This is a genomic window from Paenibacillus sp. R14(2021), assembly GCF_019431355.1.
Lineage (GTDB): Bacteria > Bacillota > Bacilli > Paenibacillales > Paenibacillaceae > Paenibacillus_Z.
This window is the reverse complement of sequence record NZ_CP080269.1, coordinates 5,225,053-5,243,351: the sequence shown is the minus strand read 5'-3', so window position 1 is coordinate 5,243,351 and position 18,299 is coordinate 5,225,053. Positions and strand designations below refer to the sequence as shown.

The following is an 18,299-nucleotide window of genomic DNA, read 5'->3' as shown; positions in this document are numbered from 1 at the left end:
CAGATAGACTGAATCGAACACACTAACCAAAGTTTTCTGATTAATCTAACAAGCTTCCGCATCTTCTGATACGGAGGCTTGTTTATTACTGCGACAAGCAATAATTAGCGTTAAGGTTATACCTTTAGAACCGAGTGAAATCGGCCAAATCCTATGAGTTACAGACTTCAATTGTTCTTATTTGTTTTCAATAAAATACGGGCTTGCTTAGAATGCTCCCCGGATCAAACCGCCGTCTACACGAATCGTAGAACCACTGCAGTATTCAGCAAAATCACTGCAAAGATATGCAACGGCAGCAGCAATTTCATCCGGATATCCAAACCGTCCACGATCGTTCGGAATCAAGGAGTTAACTGCATTCGGCTGAATCTCTTCCCATGTTTCGCCCCAGCCTCGGGAAGGACCAATGTTTTCCACCAACTCTTTAACAGCGTCAACTAAAATCGCCCCTGGAGAGACGATGTTTGAAGTAATACGGGTACCTTTTAGTTCGCGTGCCAGGGAAACTGCCAGATTATGACGTGCTGCGAGTGTAGCATTGTACTGCGGATGGGTGTTCATGGGTTGGAGCGCGAGTCCTCCACCAATTGTAATGATTCGCCCCCAATTACGCTCTTTCATTTGGGGTAGAAGTCGTTGAATCATGCGAACACCAGAAACCACGTTGACGTTATAGGTTTCTGTCCATTCATCTGCCTTAGCATCCATCCAAGATAGATGACGATAGAATCCAGCGTTATTAACCAAAATATCTACAGGTCCGTCTGCTAATGCCGCTGCTGCAACTGCATCGGCGCCGGCGTCTGTCGTCAGCTCTCCCAGAGCAACAGTAGCGGAACCTCCATTTGCACGGATTGACTCAGCCACTGCACTACTACGCGCTTCATCACGGCCGTGTACAATTACGCTTGCTCCTTCTGCAGCCAACATCTTCCCCATTGCCATACCCAGACCACTGCTCGATCCTGTAATGAGTGCACGTTTTCCAGTTAAGTTTAGTTCCATGATGTTTGTCCTTCTTTCTGGTTAGTTTTAATTCATTAAATTATATTATCCCTTACCAACCGTTCAATTCTGATGTCATCACATACATGGTCACTCCTTCGCCTCAACTTGGTTAAAGCATACCACTATCGAACTACAAAGTAAACAAAATAAATATATAATGTCTATTTTATATAAATTTATTATTTAGTCTATTTTTCTTTTTATAACAAAATTAAATTGCATTAGAAACATATGCCTCTCTCGTTTCTTGTTATCGATACAAGAGACTACATTCAAACCACTTATGTATGCAATTGAATATTTGATTGAAGGATTGTGAATCCTACATACAAAAATGAAAACATACGGAAGGATATCCAATTCGAAAATGATTACTGAGCAGCATAAGTTAATTGATCAAGTAAAACAGTTGCTCCCCCAAAATAATAAAATTCGGATCATCCAGTTGCCGGAGCTGCAGTGTTGGTTACTGTACTTGGAATATGTGGTTGATACAAAATTGCTTTATTCAGCATATTTGACAGCCACTCCAACAATATTCCTCTGAGAATCCAATCACACTCGATGAAGTCCTGATTCATGTTCAGGTAGTTGTTCACACCAGAACTTCCGATGTCGAAGAAATGGCAAATGGTGTTATTCAAGGTCATACCATGCTCGTCCAAAACACTTACAATATGGCGATTCTTTTCAAAACTGCTGCTACCAGCGGTAGAACCATGTCGGCTCCTGAAATCGAATCACAAATTATCGGTCCCCAACTGGCATTCGTTGAATCAATGGAGCAAAATTTACAAACGATTACACGGCTCCTTCCAGATCTTAATCTCATGTTAGAGAACGTGCAGGTAGGACATTACACGAAAACCGATATTGCTTTGCTTTATGTGAAAAATATTGCTCAACCTGAAAATGTTCACGCATTACTAAGAAGACTTCAAAATTTGAAAATAGATGGACTCTATGATGCCTCAATGCTGTTGCAGCACATAAACGACAATACCTACCTACACCATATTTCCACAAATGATCGTTACAGAGCGTCCGGACCGGGTTGTATCAAATTTAATGGAAGGTAAACTCGTGATATTGGTCAACGGTAGTCCCCAGGCGATTTTGACGCCATGCAATATATTCGATTTTTTCAAGTCACCGGAAGATTATTATATCAGCTGGTTAATGGCCACATTTCTACGGATATTACGCATGGGTGGTTTGTTTTTTCTTTATCAGTGACGCCGCTTTATGTAGCTATTGTGACGTTCCATTACTCCTTGTTACCGCAGAATATGTTAGTTTCGCTAATTGAGTCGCGCTCTAAACCTAAGTGTGGCTTGGATTATATATCGTACCGCCAGGTATTTTCCAAAATGTGATCTGTACCAGATCAATCAAGACATTTTCGCTTCGGAACATTCAAGAAGTTGTCATTACGTTACTATTTCCGGATCTACCTGGCTGGCTATTTATGAGTGCAATGAGTGTTTTATTAATTTATGGCGTTTTCGGAGGGATTCGAGTCATTGTAGGATTTGTACTCATTTACTTCATCTTTGGACAACTCATTTACTGCACACTGCTTATGTTGAAATATTATTCAGGTATTTTGCAGCTTATTTCCTCTATCCTTTTATTCAGGATAAGAGACGAGTAAATCGATATACGCAACTTGCCGTTTTATATTCGGCAGTTTTTGGAATTGTCACATTAATCGTTGCAATTGCTTACCTTGGCGGTAACCAGCTGGAGAAAACAACATGGCCGAATCTTACCTCGTTCAAAATCGTGAAATTACCGGTTATGGAGCGCTTCGATTTATTCGTTGTGGCCTATTTGGTCATTTCGGTATTTTCGGTAAGTCTTGTGCTGATGTGGTCCTCTACACGTGGTTTTCGGGAGGCCTGGAGGTTGAAGCAAAAATATGCGCTTTTTATGGGTTGCATTGTTTTAATCCTGTCATCTGAAATCATTCAATATCACTCAGATGAGGAAAATTTTAGTAAAAGTATTAGAACGATTGGTGTATGGATCGAGTATGTTTATCCACTATTCTTATATGTTTGCACTCGATGTAAGCGGAATTTTTTGAAGCCTGAAAAAGGAGCAGAAACATGAAAGGAATGCAACGGCACGATACTTATCATACTCGCTACCATGGCGGTGTTCATAGGTGGCTGCTTACAGACAAAAATAATTGAAAAAGTGGGTATTATCTTAGCCGAAGGGATCGATTTACTGCCACAAGGGCGTCTAATGGGAACATCCGTGTTGTATCGAATTGATCCGGAAGCAAAGGAAAAGACCAATGTAATCGTCTCAACAGCGAAGACATCTCAAGGATTGCGTGAAGCCATGAATGCATAATCCGTAAAACCATTAGTTACTGGTCAGATCCGACTGATGATATTTGGAAATCAATTGGCTAAGAAAGGGATTTTTTCACAAGTTGATATGTTTGTTACGAGATCCTCAAATTGGAAGTGGTGTTTACCTGTCCGTAGCTTCAGGTCAATCCAATAATATCCTCACCCGAAAAAATCCTGAGGTTTCCAAAATCGGGAAATATTTAAGTTTATTGATCCAACACAATGTAACGACTGGATTTTTGCTGCCGCCAACCTTACAAGCATTTACACATGATTACTATATCGTTGGGAAAGATCCGACTTTACCTATAATTGAACAAAAGAAGGATGACATAAAATTAAATGGGGTCGCAGTATTCAAAGAAGACCGCATGGTCATGAAAGTGGACCAGGATAAATTATTTTATTTAAAATTGATGAGTGCTCCTGTTAAAAGCGGAAATGTTGAACTTGCGTTATCAGAAGCAGTGATAACTTTAGATCATCGAAAAGTAAATAATTTAAATGTTGTCATTGCTCCATTTAATTTGTACGAAGGTTTGAAAGCAAGTGTTCTTGACATGTCGGAACAACTCTCGCTCACAGAGCCTGCCGTAAGCAACAGACTAAGTCTAATCATCGAGCAGAAAATTGAGAATGAAATGATGGTATTAATACAGCGACTACAAGAGGAAACCGTTGATCCGATTGGATTCGGTAGTAAATACAGAGCATTTGTCCGAGGAAAAACGTTTCTGATGAGATATGGCGAAATCAATATTCTAAGGCAAGCATTAAGGTAAATATACATTTAAAGCTGATCCGTGATGGTGAAATTGAATAAAGTTATCCTCCAATTGAAATCGGGTTATCTCACAAAAATACGCTATTTAATTGAAGCCTTTAACAATTGGTGGTATTCATTTAATAGTACATCTAATTCTTGGGATTTTCTTATTACATGTTCATGTTTTAAATCCTCATGCCTCTTCACCATAGAAAGCAGTTCCGCCCTTGTACGCACAATAGCTACGATAATTTCAGTTTTCTTATCCAAGTGGCACCATCCCTGACAAGAAATTGGGTAATTCTGAGAGCATAGCTGCTTGTTTTGGGAATCAGAGATAAGGATGGAAGTAAAGAAGTTACCTAACAAGTACAGACATGAGATGAAGAAGTAACGTAACCAAATTGGCAGCTTCTAAGTCTTAACGTATGATGGGAAATTGTCCACCCTGCTTAGGTCCGCCAACGGAAATGATTTTCCTCCTTCATTTAAACAGCAACACTACAGATATGCTTAAATTGGAGCTGCCCCTAATTTGCTCCAATCTATAGGGTAAAATAAATCCCCACCAGATCCCATAATTTTTATAATTAAGGGTGCTGGTGGGGATAAAACGAAACATAAATGGAATTTATTTTTGCTCTGCAGCGTGTTGTACTTGTCCGTTTCTTGTTAATAAAAACGATACAATCACGGATACTCCCATCGCAATGGCCAAAAGCAAGAATGTTTCTCTTGTTGAGGAATAGTTAAATAATGCAGGGACTGCATGCATAAAGAGCGGACAAATAAATTGGAAGGCATAAATACCGGCCAATAAGATTGAAATCGCCGTCGTAAGTCGCTCTTTAGGTACCACTTGGGCCGTCTTATTAAAAGACATCGGGAAAAACAGCCCTTGTGAAAAGCCAATTAATAATACTGCAATAGCAATCATCCATACGTTTTGTGCTATACTTTCGAGCAAAAAGCCCACTCCGTAAAGAATCAAACCAAATGCAACGATAAAACGATTAAACATTCGAGTCAGTGCAGGGAAGGCAAGTCCGGCAAGAAATATACTAAAAAGGGATATGGCAGAAAAATAACCGACTGTAGAAGCCGTCCCTATTCCAATTTCGGCAAGATATAAAGATAAGCTGGTTGGGATTGTGAAATACAACATCACGTTTAGCCCACTCAACAAGGCAAGCCAATAAAAGCCAGCAGGTATCTTCGCCAACGACGTATTTTTAACGGCTTGAGTTTTAATAGGAGGGAATTTTGGTACAAAAAAGACGACCAGGATCAACAAGATAATTGCGTAGGAGTAGCTTAAGAAAACACTTTTCCAACCAAATGAGGCTACAAAACCTCCAATCGAAAGAAAAATGGCCCCTCCGATTCCATTTACTGCAGTGATCCATCCATTCATTTTGGTCCGTTCATTACCTTGAAAATTCTCTGCGATCACTGCATTAAATGCTGGAGAGATCAACCCGATACTTAATCCAAGTATGGCTCGGAAAAAAAGAATCAAAGGAATGGTGTTTACAAACGAAGGACCTATTCCTCCGATGACGTAAAATACAAGCCCAAAAATAAGTATACTTTTACGTGAGAATTTTTTAGCCAACGTACTGGCCATCAATAATGTCGGCAAAATAAATAATGAAGATAAGGTAACAACCCACTGAATGAGCAGCGAACTGGTGTCTGGGAAGTCAACCTTAAGTAATTTTATTGCGGGCGCGGCAAGCATTGGGGCGAATGATGCAGTTACCGCCAAACAGAGTAAAGCAATTCTTGAACTTAATTTCATAAATTTTCTTCTTCCTTTCGTTTCAAATTGATAACAGCATATCATCCCGTTTATCTAAAGTAAACAAAAAATATAAATAATGTCTATATGATTTTTATAATATAATTAATATATTTACTTATTAGCCAGCATAAATAACCTGTAAAAAAATTTCTTACAGGTTATGAATATCTGTCTATAAGTCAATCGCCATCATTTCGGGATTACTAGCGGTTCAGTACAGCCTCGGCCATAATTCTGCCAAAACCGCGTGAACTTCCCCTACCTAATACCTTATGATTTATACCCAGTAATCGTTTTTGATTCAAAGCACTCCTCAAGGCCATAAGCGCCATATTCTCTACCTATGCCTGATTGTTTAAACCCGCCAAAAGGAGCCTTCATTTCAAATCCCGCACCATTTATTAGCACCAAGCCTGCTGCAATACGTGAAGCAATCTCATTTGCTTTATCAATGTTTGAAGAACTAATATAAGCTCCTAAACCATAATTCGTGTTATTCGCCATTTCAATCGCCTGTTCTTCGGTTTGATACGTCAAGATGGATAAAACTGGACCAAATATTTCTTCCTTTGCAATCGTCATGTCTTCCGTTACATTGGCAAACACCGTCGGTTTAACAAAATAACCTTGTTCTAAACCTTCAGGACGTCCCAGGCCACCTATGATCAATTCGGCTCCTTCATCAATGCCAGATTTAATATAACGTTGAACCTGATTGTACTGCTTCTCGGTTATAATTGGCCCAAGTACTGTATCTTCATCCCAGGGGTTACCGACTTTAATAGCTTCCACTGCTTTTTTTGCCAAGACCTTAACTTCCTCAAGACGGTGCTCAGGAATAAGCAAGCGAGTCCCAGCTACACATGCCTGACCGTTGTTATTGAAGCATTGACGAACCGACGTTGGAATTGCAGTGTTAAAATCAGCATCATCCAGAATGATATTTGGTGATTTTCCGCCTAACTCCAATGTAACTCGCTTCATCGTTTCGACTGCGCCTCTCCGAATATCTTTGCCTGTGCGTGTAGAACCTGTAAAAGAAATCATGGCTACATCGGGATTTCGAGTCAATTCCGTACCAACGGTTTGACCCAATCCGTTGACCACGTTAATAACACCGGAAGGAATCCCGGCCTCGTGGAAGCATTCGGTTATTAACTGTGCCTGGATCGCACTGAGCTCGCTTGGCTTAATTACAACAGGACAGCCAGCAGCTATTGCAGAACCAAGTTTCGCAGTGATTTGCGAATATGTTGCATTCCAAGGGGTGATAATTCCAATAACTCCAATTGGCTCTGAGACCACTTTAGCTGTTCCAATGTACTTAACAAATTCAAATTGTTCCAAGGCTTCTTTTGTATCCATAAAATTCTCTGCTGCCAATTTAACACGACCAATCGCAGCCAATTTCGGAGCACCATATTCAGTGATATTGGCTTCGATCATGTCATCGGATCTATCCAGAATGGCATCATGCAATCTTTGAAGCATCTGAATGCGTTCTTCAACCGTTGTCTTAGAAAATGTTTTGAAAGCCTCTTTGGCTGCAGCAATCGCTATTCTTGCATCATCTTCATTGCCTAATGTCACTCGTCCAATTAGTTGTTGCGTCGTAGGACTAATAAGGTCTTGAATTTTAGTCCCCTGAGGTTTAACGAATTGTCCATTAATATAAATTTGTTCAATATATCTCACACGGAACACACTCCTTTTTTGTCGATAGTATTATCACTTAAATCTTTTCTTGGTGTGATTAGATGTTCATTCTCTTTCACTCCCTGTTGACTGCTTGACTAAGGATATCATCATTTAAATTCATTTTAAACAAAAAATATATATATTGTCTATTATGAATAAGCTGTATATTTTTTTCTTTTTTATGTATAATATGATTAGCATCTGTCGAAAGGAGGACGTGATATGAACAACACAATGAATATTGAGTTAGATCCCACTAAAACTAAATTACTGAAAAAGTTAATTTCCACCATCATGAAAGACGGCTTTCAACATTTGAGAATGGATGACATTGCGAAAGCGATGGATGTCAGTCGAGCTACAATGTATAAAAACTTCTCTTCAAAAGAAGAAGTCATTGAAGGCGTTGTACGTGTTTTTATTGATTATATAGATAGGTTGGAGGATCGCACCTCTGATGATGATGAAGAATCGTTCGGAATTTGGTTTCAGCAGTTATTTGAACAGTCAGTTTCGCTTGTAGGGAAGATAACAGACGTATTTCTTAAAGATCTTCAATCGGCCTACCCCGAATTGTATGCTCAACTTAAGGATACTTTGAATAAAAGAGAGCAACAGACCTTGGAGTTTTATCAAGATGGAAAAACTAAAGGTATCTTCAATTTAATCAATGAAAAATTTATTTTAATTCAAGACAACCTTCTACTTCGGGAGATAATCAATACAAAATTTCTGGTGTACAATCAAGTATCTATCCAACAGGTATTGTTGGACTATTACCAATTCAAAAAAATTCAACTTTTTAAAGCAGATAAGCTATCGATTGTTGATGATTCCAAAATACAGCCTGTAATAGATCATATTGTTGAAAAATTTAATCGAGCATTATGATAAATGCTCTTAGAAAAGACCCCACCCAACTTTACACTATGGCAAAGATAAAACCAAAAATGAAAAAGCGGCCGAGACTAGGACCTGAAAAGTCTTAGACTGCCGCTTAGGCCTTACTTTGACGAAGCAAAGCATAACTATAAGGCAACTCTTTTCGTTGCAACTTCTTCTTGGAATGTCTGGTCATGCTCAACAAAAACCATGGTTGGATTAAAGCTTTTAATAAGCTCTTCAATTTGCATTCGTGAATAAACATCAATAAAGTTTAGTGGTTCATCCCAAATATATAAATGAGCTTTTTCACATAGACTTTTAGCAATAAGCAACTTTTTCTTTTGTCCGCCAGAATAGTAGGAGATATCTTTTTCAAACTGGATACGGTCAAAATCCATCTTGCGTAGAATGGATTTAAATATCGGTTCATCAATCTGATTTTCTTCAATAAAGTCAGATAACTTTCCCTTTAAATGAGAGGTATCTTGCTGTACATAAGATATGACAAGGCCAGAACTAACGTTCAAAGTACCTGTATACTGGAGCGGATTCCCTAAAATTAGTTTTAAAATACTGCTTTTTCCACTACCATTTTTTCCATCAAGCACTACCCGGTCCCCCGCCTTAACATTAAAACTTATTGGCGCATTAACCAATTCACCATCATACCGAACAGCCACGTCCGTTAACTGAATCAATTCTTTAGATTTGTATTCTAAAGGCGCTAATTGTAATAACTCCGTTTTTTCCACATTTTTAAGCAGCGTTGACTTTTCTTCAATCGCTTTATTTTGCCTTGATTCCAGGTTCTTTGCACGTTTCATCATTTTTGCAGCTTTATGTCCTACGTACCCCTTGTCCAATTTAGAACCAGAATTCGTTGTGCCATTTTTGGAAGCCTCTACTTGATTAGACCAATTGGCAGAACGTTTTGAAGATTGTTGCAGCCTTCCGATGTCTTTTTGTAAACGCTCGTTTGCTTTTTCTTCATGTTCCTGCTGTCTATCGAAATTCAGCTTCCAAGAAGAATAGTTGCCACTTTGAACTTCTATATCGGCTCTATTTATCGACAAGATGTGGTCAACACAGCCATCCAAAAAGTTTCTATCATGTGAAATGAGAATGAATCCTTTTTTCCTTCTTAAATAATTCGAAACCATCTTTCGTGCATGACTGTCCAGGTGATTGGTTGGCTCGTCTATTAATAAAAACTGCCCTTCATTCAAAAAAAGCGCAGCCAGCAAAACCTTCGTTTGTTCCCCGTTCGATAAGGTTTCGAATGGTCGGTACATCACTTCGGCATCGACATCTAAATAAGATATTTCCCGAAGCAACTCCCAATCCTCTGCCTGAGGACATATCTCTTCTAATATTTCATGCGTTAATCTGCTTTTATCCGATACAGGATATGGAAAATAATTAAATTCAACGGAAGAAATAATAGTTCCATTATATTCATATCTTTCTAATAACAAATTGAAAAAAGTTGTCTTGCCTCGACCATTGCGGCCAATAAATCCAAGCTTCCAATCCGTATCGATTTGAAAGCTAACATCTTCAAAAATATTATCAAAGCTGCTAGGATATGAAAATGTCAGGTTTTGTACATGAATCATTGACATGGTAAGCTCCTCCTTTTTATAACGCATTTACTTTTTATAAAAAGTCGGTTCATACCCATCTCTTCTTAGTCGCTCCGCATAAGTTCAATGGATATTAACGACTTATACGGAGTAAATCATGTGTAATAACCGTGTCTGTGCTCATGTTACCTCTCCTTTTTATATTTTAATTGTTGTGCCCGTATAGCTGACCGCATGCTGCATCGATGTCGGTTCCGAACTGAGTTCGTACTGTAACTTTGATTCCCTTTGACTTTAAGATCCGGACAAACTTTTGAACTTGTTCTTTGTCTGATTGATAATAGCTTTCGGGCGTCACGTCGGTTGAATTGTAAGGGATCAAATTGACGTGATATAAATGGTCCCAAGAACCTCTGTGCTTTAACAAAGCGGCAATGGCTTCCGCATGTTCGGTTGAATCGTTTCCTCCTCGAAGTAGTATGTAGGCAATATATACTTTTCTGCCTGTATCGCGAATATGCTGATCCAACTTGCTCAACACATCATTTAGCGGATACCGATGGTTAATGGGCATTAGCGCGCTCCGCTGTTCGTCGAACGGAGAGTGCAGCGAAAAGGTCAGGTTAACCTGCGGGAATTCCTTTGCCAGACGATCGATTCCTGGCAAAATTCCGATGGTGGAAACCGTAATTTTTCGATGCCCCAAGCCAAAGGTTCGTGGATCCGTCAGTATCTGAAGCGTCTCGAAAATATGAGGATTGGCTAGCGCTTCACCCATGCCCATAAACGATACGCTATCGAGAGTTTGACCGTTTAAATGAAAGTACAACAGTTGATCGGTGATTTCGTCTGATGTTAAATTTCTTTTCAGTCCGATCGTGCCTGTAGCACAGAAGCTGCAACCATATCCGCATCCGCACTGGCTGGAAATGCAGTATGATTTCCAGCCGCGCTCATAGATTAGTTGAACGGCTTCTATGTGTTCACCGCCCTCAATTGAAAAAAGCACTTTATTCACTTGACTGGATCTCTTTTGCATAACTGGGGTTACGTTCAAAACGCGTTCGCCAAGGTTCTTTATTAATTCATTTCTTATATCCTTGGGTACGATGGTCATTCTGTCATATTCACCGATTCGTTGCTTGAAGATCGCATCCGCAATTTGTTGGTACCGATATGCGGGTTGTTTCCATTCAGACAATAGGCGCTGAATCATTTCGTATTTTGAAGTTGATTTCATGATTTTTTCTCCTCTTGAGCCGGAGAAAAGGCCTTAAGTACCCATATTGGGTACTTAACATCTACATTAACCAAACACATTTATACGTAAAGATGCTTGCAGCTCCAGTCGCTACGTGCATCTATCGATCGTTGGATAATGCTCCGACATCCGTTTTATTTGATCGTGAACCGTACCCACGGGCAATGAACGATTCACAAGAACATGCACAACTTCAAACATTTAATTCAACCTCCTAATTTAAATAAGTAAACATTGCCTTACAGTTCAACGATCTTAGTGGCGATATTTTTACAGAATTCACTATCGTGCTCTACCAAAAGTATGGTCGGAGAATGTTCCAGAAATAGTTCTTCAATTTGCATACGGGAAATGACGTCAATAAAGTTAAACGGTTCGTCCCAGATATGCAAATGAACATCTTCGCGAAGCATTTCGCAATGAGTACCTTTTTCTTCTGACCTCTGCTGAAGGAGCCTATGTCTTTATCGAACTGGAGGCGGGAAAAGTCAAGCTTTCTTAGAATAGCTTTGAACAAGCTTTCTTCGATCCTGTTATTTCTTGCATATTCCGTTAAATTGCCCTGCAAAAACGCGGTGTCCTGCGAAACAAAGGAGATTTTAAGCTGGCTCCCCTTTCTAACCGTGCCGGAAAAGGATATCTCCTCACCGCAAATCAGCTTGAGAATGCTTGATTTACCGGATCCGTTTGGCCCTAAAAGCGCTATGCGCTCTCCTTGCTCAAAGGTAAAGTTGATCTCGCTGCAAACCGTTCTTCCGCTGTAATGAATCGAAACATGATCAAGTTAATGATGGTAAGGAAGCTGCGAGGTTTTCAGGCTTTCCGAGCTTTCATTATTTTTCAAAAGCTTGGATTTACCCTCGATCGCGGATTGCTCTCTGTGCTCGAATCGATTTCGATCGTTTCATCATTTTGGCCGCTTTGTGACCGACGTAACCTTTGTCGAGCTTGGAGCCTGAATTGCGCGTGCCATTTTTCGTTTTCGTTCGTTTTGCCGCATCAGAGAGCCGTTTAATGTCTTTTCTCAGCTTTTCGTTCTCGGCTAGTTGTTTATTATCCCATCATTCGGAAAAATTCCCTTTATGAACTTCGATGTCTGTCTTGTTGATCGAAAGAATATGGTCCACGCAGTTGTCTTAGAAATGCTCTGTCGTGAGAGACCAAAATAAATCCTTTTTTTGTGTTCAGATAGTCGCTGACAAGTTTTCGGGCATGCAGGTCAAGATGATTAGTCGGTTCATCGATCAGCAGAAAGCTGTTTTCCTTCAGAAACAAGGCTGCCAGAAGCACTTTCGTTTACTCGCCGTTGGACAAGGTATCGAAGGGGCGATATAAAACGTCCTCTGACACCTTCAGCAGTGAAAGTTCACGAATGAGCTGCCATTGCTCATGGTCCGGATTAATGTCTTGGACGACGTCCATGGTATTGTGTTCCATGTGTGTGATCGACATGAAATGGGAATCGTCCGTTTCTTCCCGTAAATCCTAATTTCCAATTGGTATCGATTTGAAAGCTTACGTTCTCGAAGATGTCATCGTAGCTATTGTCATATGCAAACGTCAGGTTGGTTACATTGATTAAAGACATGTTCAATGCATTCCTCCAGTTAAAAAATAAAAAGCCACAAGAAAGTTACCTTCTTGTGGCTCAAACAAATGTAACAAATCCAACCGTAAGAAGGGCTGGAATGAATATTTTGATTGAGTGAAAAGAATACGTAACTTCCTTGCTTATAAAGAATAAAACAAGCGTACTGATTTATTCTTTACCACATAAGCAAGAAATATTACATAATCCTTTTCAACTCCAATCGTTAAATTAAAATACATTTTATCATAAAGCTTTATACTTTTCAATTCTTGAAACGGCCGCCCATACGTTCCTGCAATGCGCCCTGCCTTTGCCGGCAGCAGTTCCTTCTCGAGTACTTCCGACTCCTGCTATGACTTCACGTTCGCCCGCGATCCCATCAACAAGCGATGGGTCCCAGTTTATCCATATTTCCACGGTAATGCTGCAGGAAGACAACCGGGTCTTACCAACTTTGCCGAATCGCCGATAAGCGTATGTGGTTTGAGTACTCGTAATGTTGTTGTTATTTTAAGGTAAGGGAAACAAAATCATTCAATGCTTCTACAAACACTTGCGGCGTCTCCACATGATTCATATGTCCGCCTTGTTCGAACAGCAAGAGCCGCGAAGCCGGAATCTTCTCCCCTATCTCCTTTGCCCAACGCGGTCCGCAGTTAAAATCGTACTCGCCGGCGAGGATCAAGGTGGTGGTTTGAATGGTTTCTAACACATCACGAACATCCCACATATACGGCTTTCGATTCGGATCGACGGAGAAATCCAGTCCCTCCTGCCACTCGTTGAATCCTTCCGGAAGTTTCCAATAGTTGCCGAAGAAAGCAGGCATCAATCGCCTTAAGACTTGTAGAATTGCTTCTCGATCCCGCGCTTTGCCCGTAATCATCTCCATCCATGCCTGCTTCGCATCCTGAGCTTCAGGATGATCCGACCAACGCTGAGTAAAAATCTCGAGTTGTTGAACCTGCTCCATTCCAAGGTCTTGATTCATACACGGAGCCGAGCTGTAAAGGATGAGGCCGCCAAGTTCATTCGGATAATCAAGTGCATATTGCAGTCCTACGAAACCGCCATGCGAGTGACCCAGAAAAAATGGCCGTTGTGCTCCTACGTGCACGGCAACTTGACGTGCGAAATAGGCGTACTTCGACATAGTGTAATCTCCATCAGGAAGATGATCGGAATTCCCCGTGCCAACTGGCTCCAAATAAATAACGGTCATGGATTTTTCCAGCAGTGGCATGCGCATATAGCCCCAATGAAACCCGGGGCCTCCTGCATGAACTAAACAAACAGGACCTTCTCCCGCAATATGATACACTTGTCGAATACCATCAATGATGACATCGTGCATAGCCAGTTCACGCATGGAGTCTTGAAAATGAGATGTAGTCATGCATATTCCCTCTTTCATTGAAACCTGTTTTCTTCTTCTTATCCTCCAAGTGCCTGTTGAAAAAATATCGGCCTGAGGCTAAGAGTTCCACAAAGGAACAAATAGCCTTACAAGCCGAGTAGATTCGTTATTCACGGGTTATGGCCGTCATAAATACCCGGATAAGTAATATGATACTTTTTGGAAACTGACATCAGCTTCTCCATGGCTTCACGAGTTGGCGGCTCTACATGAGCCGCGCGCCGTTAAGCAATACGTGAAGCATCATGCTGGAGTCAAACGTGCTGAAATGCTCATTTCACTTGCAAAATCTAGCGTTGGAACCACCAAGGCACTCCATGCTTACAAGCTTCATCTTGAGCAATTGCTTGAAGAATACGACCTGGCCCAGCGCCAACTTGAACAGATCGAACGCGAGCTCCATCTCATTCTTGATCGCATTCCTTACGCGCAGAAGCTCCTTGAAATACGAGGCGTCAGTACAACGAGTCTAGCTGGTGTGCTAGGTGAGGCCGGTGATCTAAGTGGCTATTCGCACGGAAATGCGTTGCTGCGACATGCCGGGTTGAATTTAGCTGGGCCAGTTCTGGGAAGTGGCGAGGAAAGATCGTGCTTAGCAAACGAGGTCGGCCACGTCTAAGTCATTTCCTCTATCTCAGACGATGTGTATGGTCATGACTAACCCGGAAATCCCGGCTTTGCACCGTCACAATGTGGAGGAAAAGAAGTTAAAGAAAATGAAGTCCATCATGAAATTATGCAGTAAAGTAGCTCGTCTGCTAGTCGGCTTGGCTAAGAGCTACGAGACCTATGATTCAACTCGAGTTGTCCCACAGGCAGCTTAAGATTGGACGATCCCTTACCAGCTCATGCATTCGCAGGATGACAAGAAGCACGGAGTATCGGGAGACGTAACGCAAAAGGGCTCGGACCCGTTTCGTTAGAAAAACCGACCTCCACCCCTTAGTTAGATGTGACGAAGGAATGAAAGGGCTATGACCCGTTGAGACATGGGAGCGAGAATCGCTAAGGCGAAGTGGAGACGTGCGTAAATGGAACAATGTGGGTGAAGCATTCCTCACCCTTATTTACGCATGCCCTTTTCACTTCATCCGAGCAGCAAGCTCCAGCATATCTTCTTCTTCCATCATCATCAAAGGGTGAAATCCTGCGAATTCATGACTCTGAGTGAGGAAACTGAATCATTTCGAGGGAGCATAACGATACATTTACTTCTAGTTTTCCCAGATTTATGGACGATTATAAGTTGACAGCGGTTTTCAATTGGATTTCGTTCTGAAGTTTGCGGAACACGATGTAGGAGGCCATTATAAGCACAATCGCTACTACAGCTGCAACGCTTTCCGCAGGGTAGCCACTGGCAATGTTTGACCAGATAGCCGAAATGGCATCGATAGTAAATCCGGCATACGCCCACTCTTTTAATCTATTAAATTTTGGAACGAGTAACGCGATAATTCCCAGAACTTTTGCAATTCCAAGTACATTCAAAAAGTATTCCGGATACCCCAACTTGGTGACTATTTCAACAGTTTGAGGAGTATGAGCCAAATCCACAAAACCGCTTATAAAGAAATATAAACTGACAATGCTCACAAGAATCCAATTGATAATTTTAATTTTTTTCATTTTGACTGCCCCTTCTTTTCCGTTTTCTTTTACCTTTATGCTATCAAGAGAGCGGACGGATATTGTGAATCTTTCCGCCAGCTTTCCGACCCTTTTTGCAAAACCTTAAATCTTCTCCCTGCTCTCACGCCCTCGCCGCTTCGATGGCGCATTCAGCGCGAGCAAGCTCGTTTGGGGACGAAAGACATTGTCATCGGATCGGCGATTTCGCCTAATCGAATAATTATTTGCATAAATTATCAACTTAAAAAAGTGATGATCAAAGCTTCTGCTTGTTAAATTGCGTGACATAAGCTCCATAACCTCTTTTTATAAGATCAACTTTCGGAACAAATTCCATGGCTGCGGAGTTCATACAGAATCGCAGTCCCATTGGTTGAGTCCCGTCTTTGAACACGTTGCCTAGAAAGGAATCAGCATCTCGGCTTCTGACTTCGATTCCCCAAAAAAATCGCGTTTTAATACAACGTTTTTTGGATCCAAAGGCTTTGTAAAACTTGGCCATCCTGTACCTGCATCATATTGGTCCTTAGTGCTAAACAACGGCTCACCCGAAACTATATCTACGTAGATCCCCTCTTCTTCGTTATCTCTAATTAACCAATAACAATCGTTACTACTACGATATTGGCAAAAGGGCAATCCTGATAGACTCCCTAGACGTCGATTTCTACGTTGTTTATTAATTCAATATCTTCCGCTCATCAAGTAGGCATCAGTGTACCAAGAATATAAATGGCGGAGCGAGAGTAGCATCCCTAGCACACCGCCATTTTCAACCGATTTCTCAAGAGCTGTTTCTCAAAGAGAGCTAGAATTTAATTTTAAGTCAGCCCCTATGCGACATAAAGCCTTTAAGGACGGACAAAATTAATGATCTGTTCGTTGTACTTGTCTTTTTCATCATAGAAGAGGCCGTGACCGCTGTTTTCGAAAGGCACCAACTTGGAGTTTTTGATTTCCTTATGCAATTCTTCCGCAACTGCAAATGGAACGGTTTTATCTTGAACGCCGTGCAAAATAAGAGTCGGCACTTTGATTTTATTCAATTTTCCGGTCAAATCCGTGGCAGCCACTGATTTAATGCTTTCGATGGATGCATGGGGATCCGCTTCGAGTCCCAACTGGCTGAGCCATGTCAAATATTCCGTAGAAGGCTTCGTTACGAAGGTGTCTGCCCCGACTGCAAGTGCTTTAGGGCGGTCCTGGATCAGACCAACTACGAGGCCATCGATCGCTTCCTTCGGAAGTCCCCATTTAGGTGTGGGGGCAGCAGTGAGTATTAATTTGGAAACCCTGTTATCTTGATATTTGGTCATATATTGGGTTGCGACGGTTGATCCCATGGAGAAGCCTAACAGTGTAGCGTCTTTTAAATTAAGTTTCTCTATGACGGCGCGAACATCTTCCGCGTAGGTTTGCATGTTATTGCCGTTGTAAGTATGGTCTGATTTGCCGAATCCTCTGAGGTCGATTCCGATGAAACGAATTCCCTTGGCAGGCAATGTGTTTTGTTGATATTCGAACATTTCATGATTAAACGGCCAGCCATGAAGAAAGACGACCGGTTTGCCTTTGCCTACGTCCTCAACGTACAACCTCACGTTTTTTTCAACGGTGACATAATGTCCACTTCCTATGTCGGTGACTTCATTGGAATAATTAGGAGTAGTTGCATTCGCTATGTTTGGACTGGTTACGCTGCCTGACATACCGACCCCGGTTACGATGAGTGCTGCTGCTAATGATGCTGTTAAAAGGGTTTTACTCTTGATGAATTTCATGATTTCTCTTCCTCCTGAATTTAAATAATGTTTAGTTCAGTTCTATTTTCTTTCATTTTGACGGTCATTCTGTGCCGTCTGTTTTTAGCCAAGTGAAAGATGGTAGTGGCATTGTCATCGGTTGAACCACGCTATAGCCGTATAAAAGGGAAACTTCAACAAGATGTTACAAAGCCGCTGGATCTGGAGGACCCGGTGTCGCGAGCCTGGTCACTATGAATAGGCACGAAGACCCCTAGACACACCTCGCCTTTCATAAATCAATAAGCTTGATCGTCCTATAACTCCGTTAAGTGCTGAATACGTGGTCCAAGTATATCCAACACTCCTGACATCGAATTACCATCCTTTTGACACAAGTTTCAATATTGAAATTCTTATAGCATTATCCATTATCCGACGGTGCTCGACGAGCTTTTCTTGTTTAAAGTCAGCTTGCCACCTCCTCTTTCTTATACATTGATTCTAACAAGAAGCAAAAGAATACAAACCTGTGAGACGTCA

Annotated in this window: 15 protein-coding genes and 3 pseudogenes; 7 read left to right on the top strand and 11 right to left on the bottom strand. The window is 41.1% G+C overall.

Going from position 1 to position 18,299, the window contains the following annotated elements:
- Positions 1-207: 207 nt before the first annotated feature.
- Complete coding sequence (locus KXU80_RS24330; protein WP_219835688.1) at positions 208-1,008, bottom strand: SDR family NAD(P)-dependent oxidoreductase; 801 nt, start codon at positions 1,006-1,008, stop codon at positions 208-210.
- Positions 1,009-1,634: 626 nt separating this feature from the next.
- Between KXU80_RS24330 and KXU80_RS24325 the strand changes: the two genes are divergently transcribed.
- From KXU80_RS24325 to KXU80_RS24300, 5 genes and pseudogenes are all read left to right on the top strand, one after another.
- Positions 1,635-2,090: a spore germination protein gene (locus KXU80_RS24325; RefSeq protein ID WP_219839222.1), complete on the top strand. Its 456-nt coding sequence runs from the start codon at positions 1,635-1,637 to the stop codon at positions 2,088-2,090.
- A pseudogene (locus KXU80_RS28555) lies at positions 2,038-2,387 on the top strand (spore germination protein). Before KXU80_RS24325 ends, KXU80_RS28555 begins: the two are co-directional and overlap by 53 nt.
- A complete protein-coding gene (locus KXU80_RS28550) occupies positions 2,339-2,665 on the top strand; it encodes a GerAB/ArcD/ProY family transporter (protein ID WP_219835685.1) in 327 nt (108 codons plus the stop codon). The pseudogene KXU80_RS28555 and the gene KXU80_RS28550 overlap by 49 nt, the downstream one beginning before the upstream one ends.
- Positions 2,581-3,126, top strand: coding sequence for a GerAB/ArcD/ProY family transporter (locus KXU80_RS28545; RefSeq protein WP_374987804.1), 546 nt, complete (start codon positions 2,581-2,583; stop codon positions 3,124-3,126). Before KXU80_RS28550 ends, KXU80_RS28545 begins: the two co-directional genes overlap by 85 nt.
- Before the next feature lie 331 nt (positions 3,127-3,457).
- The gene (locus KXU80_RS24300; protein WP_219835684.1) at positions 3,458-4,159 is read left to right on the top strand and encodes a Ger(x)C family spore germination C-terminal domain-containing protein; all 702 of its coding nucleotides are present in this window, start codon (positions 3,458-3,460) and stop codon (positions 4,157-4,159) included.
- Between the two features lie 83 nt (positions 4,160-4,242).
- Here KXU80_RS24300 and KXU80_RS24295 read toward each other — a convergent pair whose 3' ends face one another.
- From KXU80_RS24295 to KXU80_RS24285, 3 genes are all read right to left on the bottom strand, one after another.
- Positions 4,243-4,413, bottom strand: coding sequence for an aspartyl-phosphate phosphatase Spo0E family protein (locus KXU80_RS24295; protein ID WP_219835683.1), 171 nt, complete (start codon positions 4,411-4,413; stop codon positions 4,243-4,245).
- Between the two features lie 361 nt (positions 4,414-4,774).
- Entirely contained in the window at positions 4,775-5,944 is a 1,170-nt protein-coding gene (locus KXU80_RS24290) for an MFS transporter (protein ID WP_219835682.1), read from the bottom strand.
- A gap of 273 nt (positions 5,945-6,217) precedes the next feature.
- The gene (locus KXU80_RS24285; protein WP_219835681.1) at positions 6,218-7,642 is read right to left on the bottom strand and encodes an aldehyde dehydrogenase family protein; all 1,425 of its coding nucleotides are present in this window, start codon (positions 7,640-7,642) and stop codon (positions 6,218-6,220) included.
- 225 nt (positions 7,643-7,867) lie between these two features.
- On the opposite strand from KXU80_RS24285, the gene KXU80_RS24280 reads away from it, so the two are divergent.
- A complete protein-coding gene (locus tag KXU80_RS24280; protein WP_258171139.1) occupies positions 7,868-8,536 on the top strand; it encodes a TetR/AcrR family transcriptional regulator in 669 nt (222 codons plus the stop codon).
- 137 nt (positions 8,537-8,673) lie between these two features.
- Here KXU80_RS24280 and KXU80_RS24275 read toward each other — a convergent pair whose 3' ends face one another.
- The 4 genes and pseudogenes from KXU80_RS24275 to KXU80_RS24260 form a co-directional block, all read right to left on the bottom strand.
- A complete protein-coding gene (locus KXU80_RS24275; protein ID WP_219835680.1) occupies positions 8,674-10,152 on the bottom strand; it encodes an Lsa family ABC-F type ribosomal protection protein in 1,479 nt (492 codons plus the stop codon).
- 166 nt (positions 10,153-10,318) lie between these two features.
- Positions 10,319-11,353, bottom strand: coding sequence for a Cfr family 23S rRNA (adenine(2503)-C(8))-methyltransferase (locus KXU80_RS24270; RefSeq protein WP_219835679.1), 1,035 nt, complete (start codon positions 11,351-11,353; stop codon positions 10,319-10,321).
- Positions 11,354-11,613: 260 nt separating this feature from the next.
- A pseudogene (locus KXU80_RS24265) lies at positions 11,614-12,962 on the bottom strand (ATP-binding cassette domain-containing protein).
- Between the two features lie 508 nt (positions 12,963-13,470).
- Positions 13,471-14,361 (bottom strand): alpha/beta fold hydrolase, encoded by an 891-nt coding sequence (locus KXU80_RS24260; RefSeq protein ID WP_219835678.1) that lies wholly within the window; start codon positions 14,359-14,361, stop codon positions 13,471-13,473.
- A 289-nt stretch (positions 14,362-14,650) separates the two neighbouring features.
- Between KXU80_RS24260 and KXU80_RS28540 the strand changes: the two genes are divergently transcribed.
- A complete protein-coding gene (locus tag KXU80_RS28540; protein WP_374987722.1) occupies positions 14,651-15,001 on the top strand; it encodes a hypothetical protein in 351 nt (116 codons plus the stop codon).
- A 620-nt stretch (positions 15,002-15,621) separates the two neighbouring features.
- Here KXU80_RS28540 and KXU80_RS24250 read toward each other — a convergent pair.
- From KXU80_RS24250 to KXU80_RS24240, 3 genes and pseudogenes are all read right to left on the bottom strand, one after another.
- Positions 15,622-16,011 (bottom strand): DoxX family protein, encoded by a 390-nt coding sequence (locus KXU80_RS24250; RefSeq protein ID WP_219835677.1) that lies wholly within the window; start codon positions 16,009-16,011, stop codon positions 15,622-15,624.
- Between the two features lie 259 nt (positions 16,012-16,270).
- Positions 16,271-16,653, bottom strand: a pseudogene (gene msrB / locus KXU80_RS24245) (peptide-methionine (R)-S-oxide reductase MsrB).
- A gap of 212 nt (positions 16,654-16,865) precedes the next feature.
- Entirely contained in the window at positions 16,866-17,795 is a 930-nt protein-coding gene (locus KXU80_RS24240) for an alpha/beta fold hydrolase (protein WP_258171138.1), read from the bottom strand.
- Positions 17,796-18,299: the final 504 nt, after the last annotated feature.

Coding starts and splice junctions, on each gene's coding strand:
- KXU80_RS24240 (WP_258171138.1), bottom strand. CDS start 17,795: ATGAAATTCATCAAGAGTAAAACCCTTTTAACAGCATCATTAGCAGCA.
- KXU80_RS24260 (WP_219835678.1), bottom strand. CDS start 14,361: ATGACTACATCTCATTTTCAAGACTCCATGCGTGAACTGGCTATGCAC.
- KXU80_RS24250 (WP_219835677.1), bottom strand. CDS start 16,011: ATGAAAAAAATTAAAATTATCAATTGGATTCTTGTGAGCATTGTCAGT.
- KXU80_RS24280 (WP_258171139.1), top strand. CDS start 7,868: ATGAACAACACAATGAATATTGAGTTAGATCCCACTAAAACTAAATTA.
- KXU80_RS24270 (WP_219835679.1), bottom strand. CDS start 11,353: ATGAAATCAACTTCAAAATACGAAATGATTCAGCGCCTATTGTCTGAA.
- KXU80_RS24275 (WP_219835680.1), bottom strand. CDS start 10,152: ATGTCAATGATTCATGTACAAAACCTGACATTTTCATATCCTAGCAGC.
- KXU80_RS24290 (WP_219835682.1), bottom strand. CDS start 5,944: ATGAAATTAAGTTCAAGAATTGCTTTACTCTGTTTGGCGGTAACTGCA.
- KXU80_RS28540 (WP_374987722.1), top strand. CDS start 14,651: ATGCTCATTTCACTTGCAAAATCTAGCGTTGGAACCACCAAGGCACTC.
- KXU80_RS24325 (WP_219839222.1), top strand. CDS start 1,635: ATGGCAAATGGTGTTATTCAAGGTCATACCATGCTCGTCCAAAACACT.
- KXU80_RS24330 (WP_219835688.1), bottom strand. CDS start 1,008: ATGGAACTAAACTTAACTGGAAAACGTGCACTCATTACAGGATCGAGC.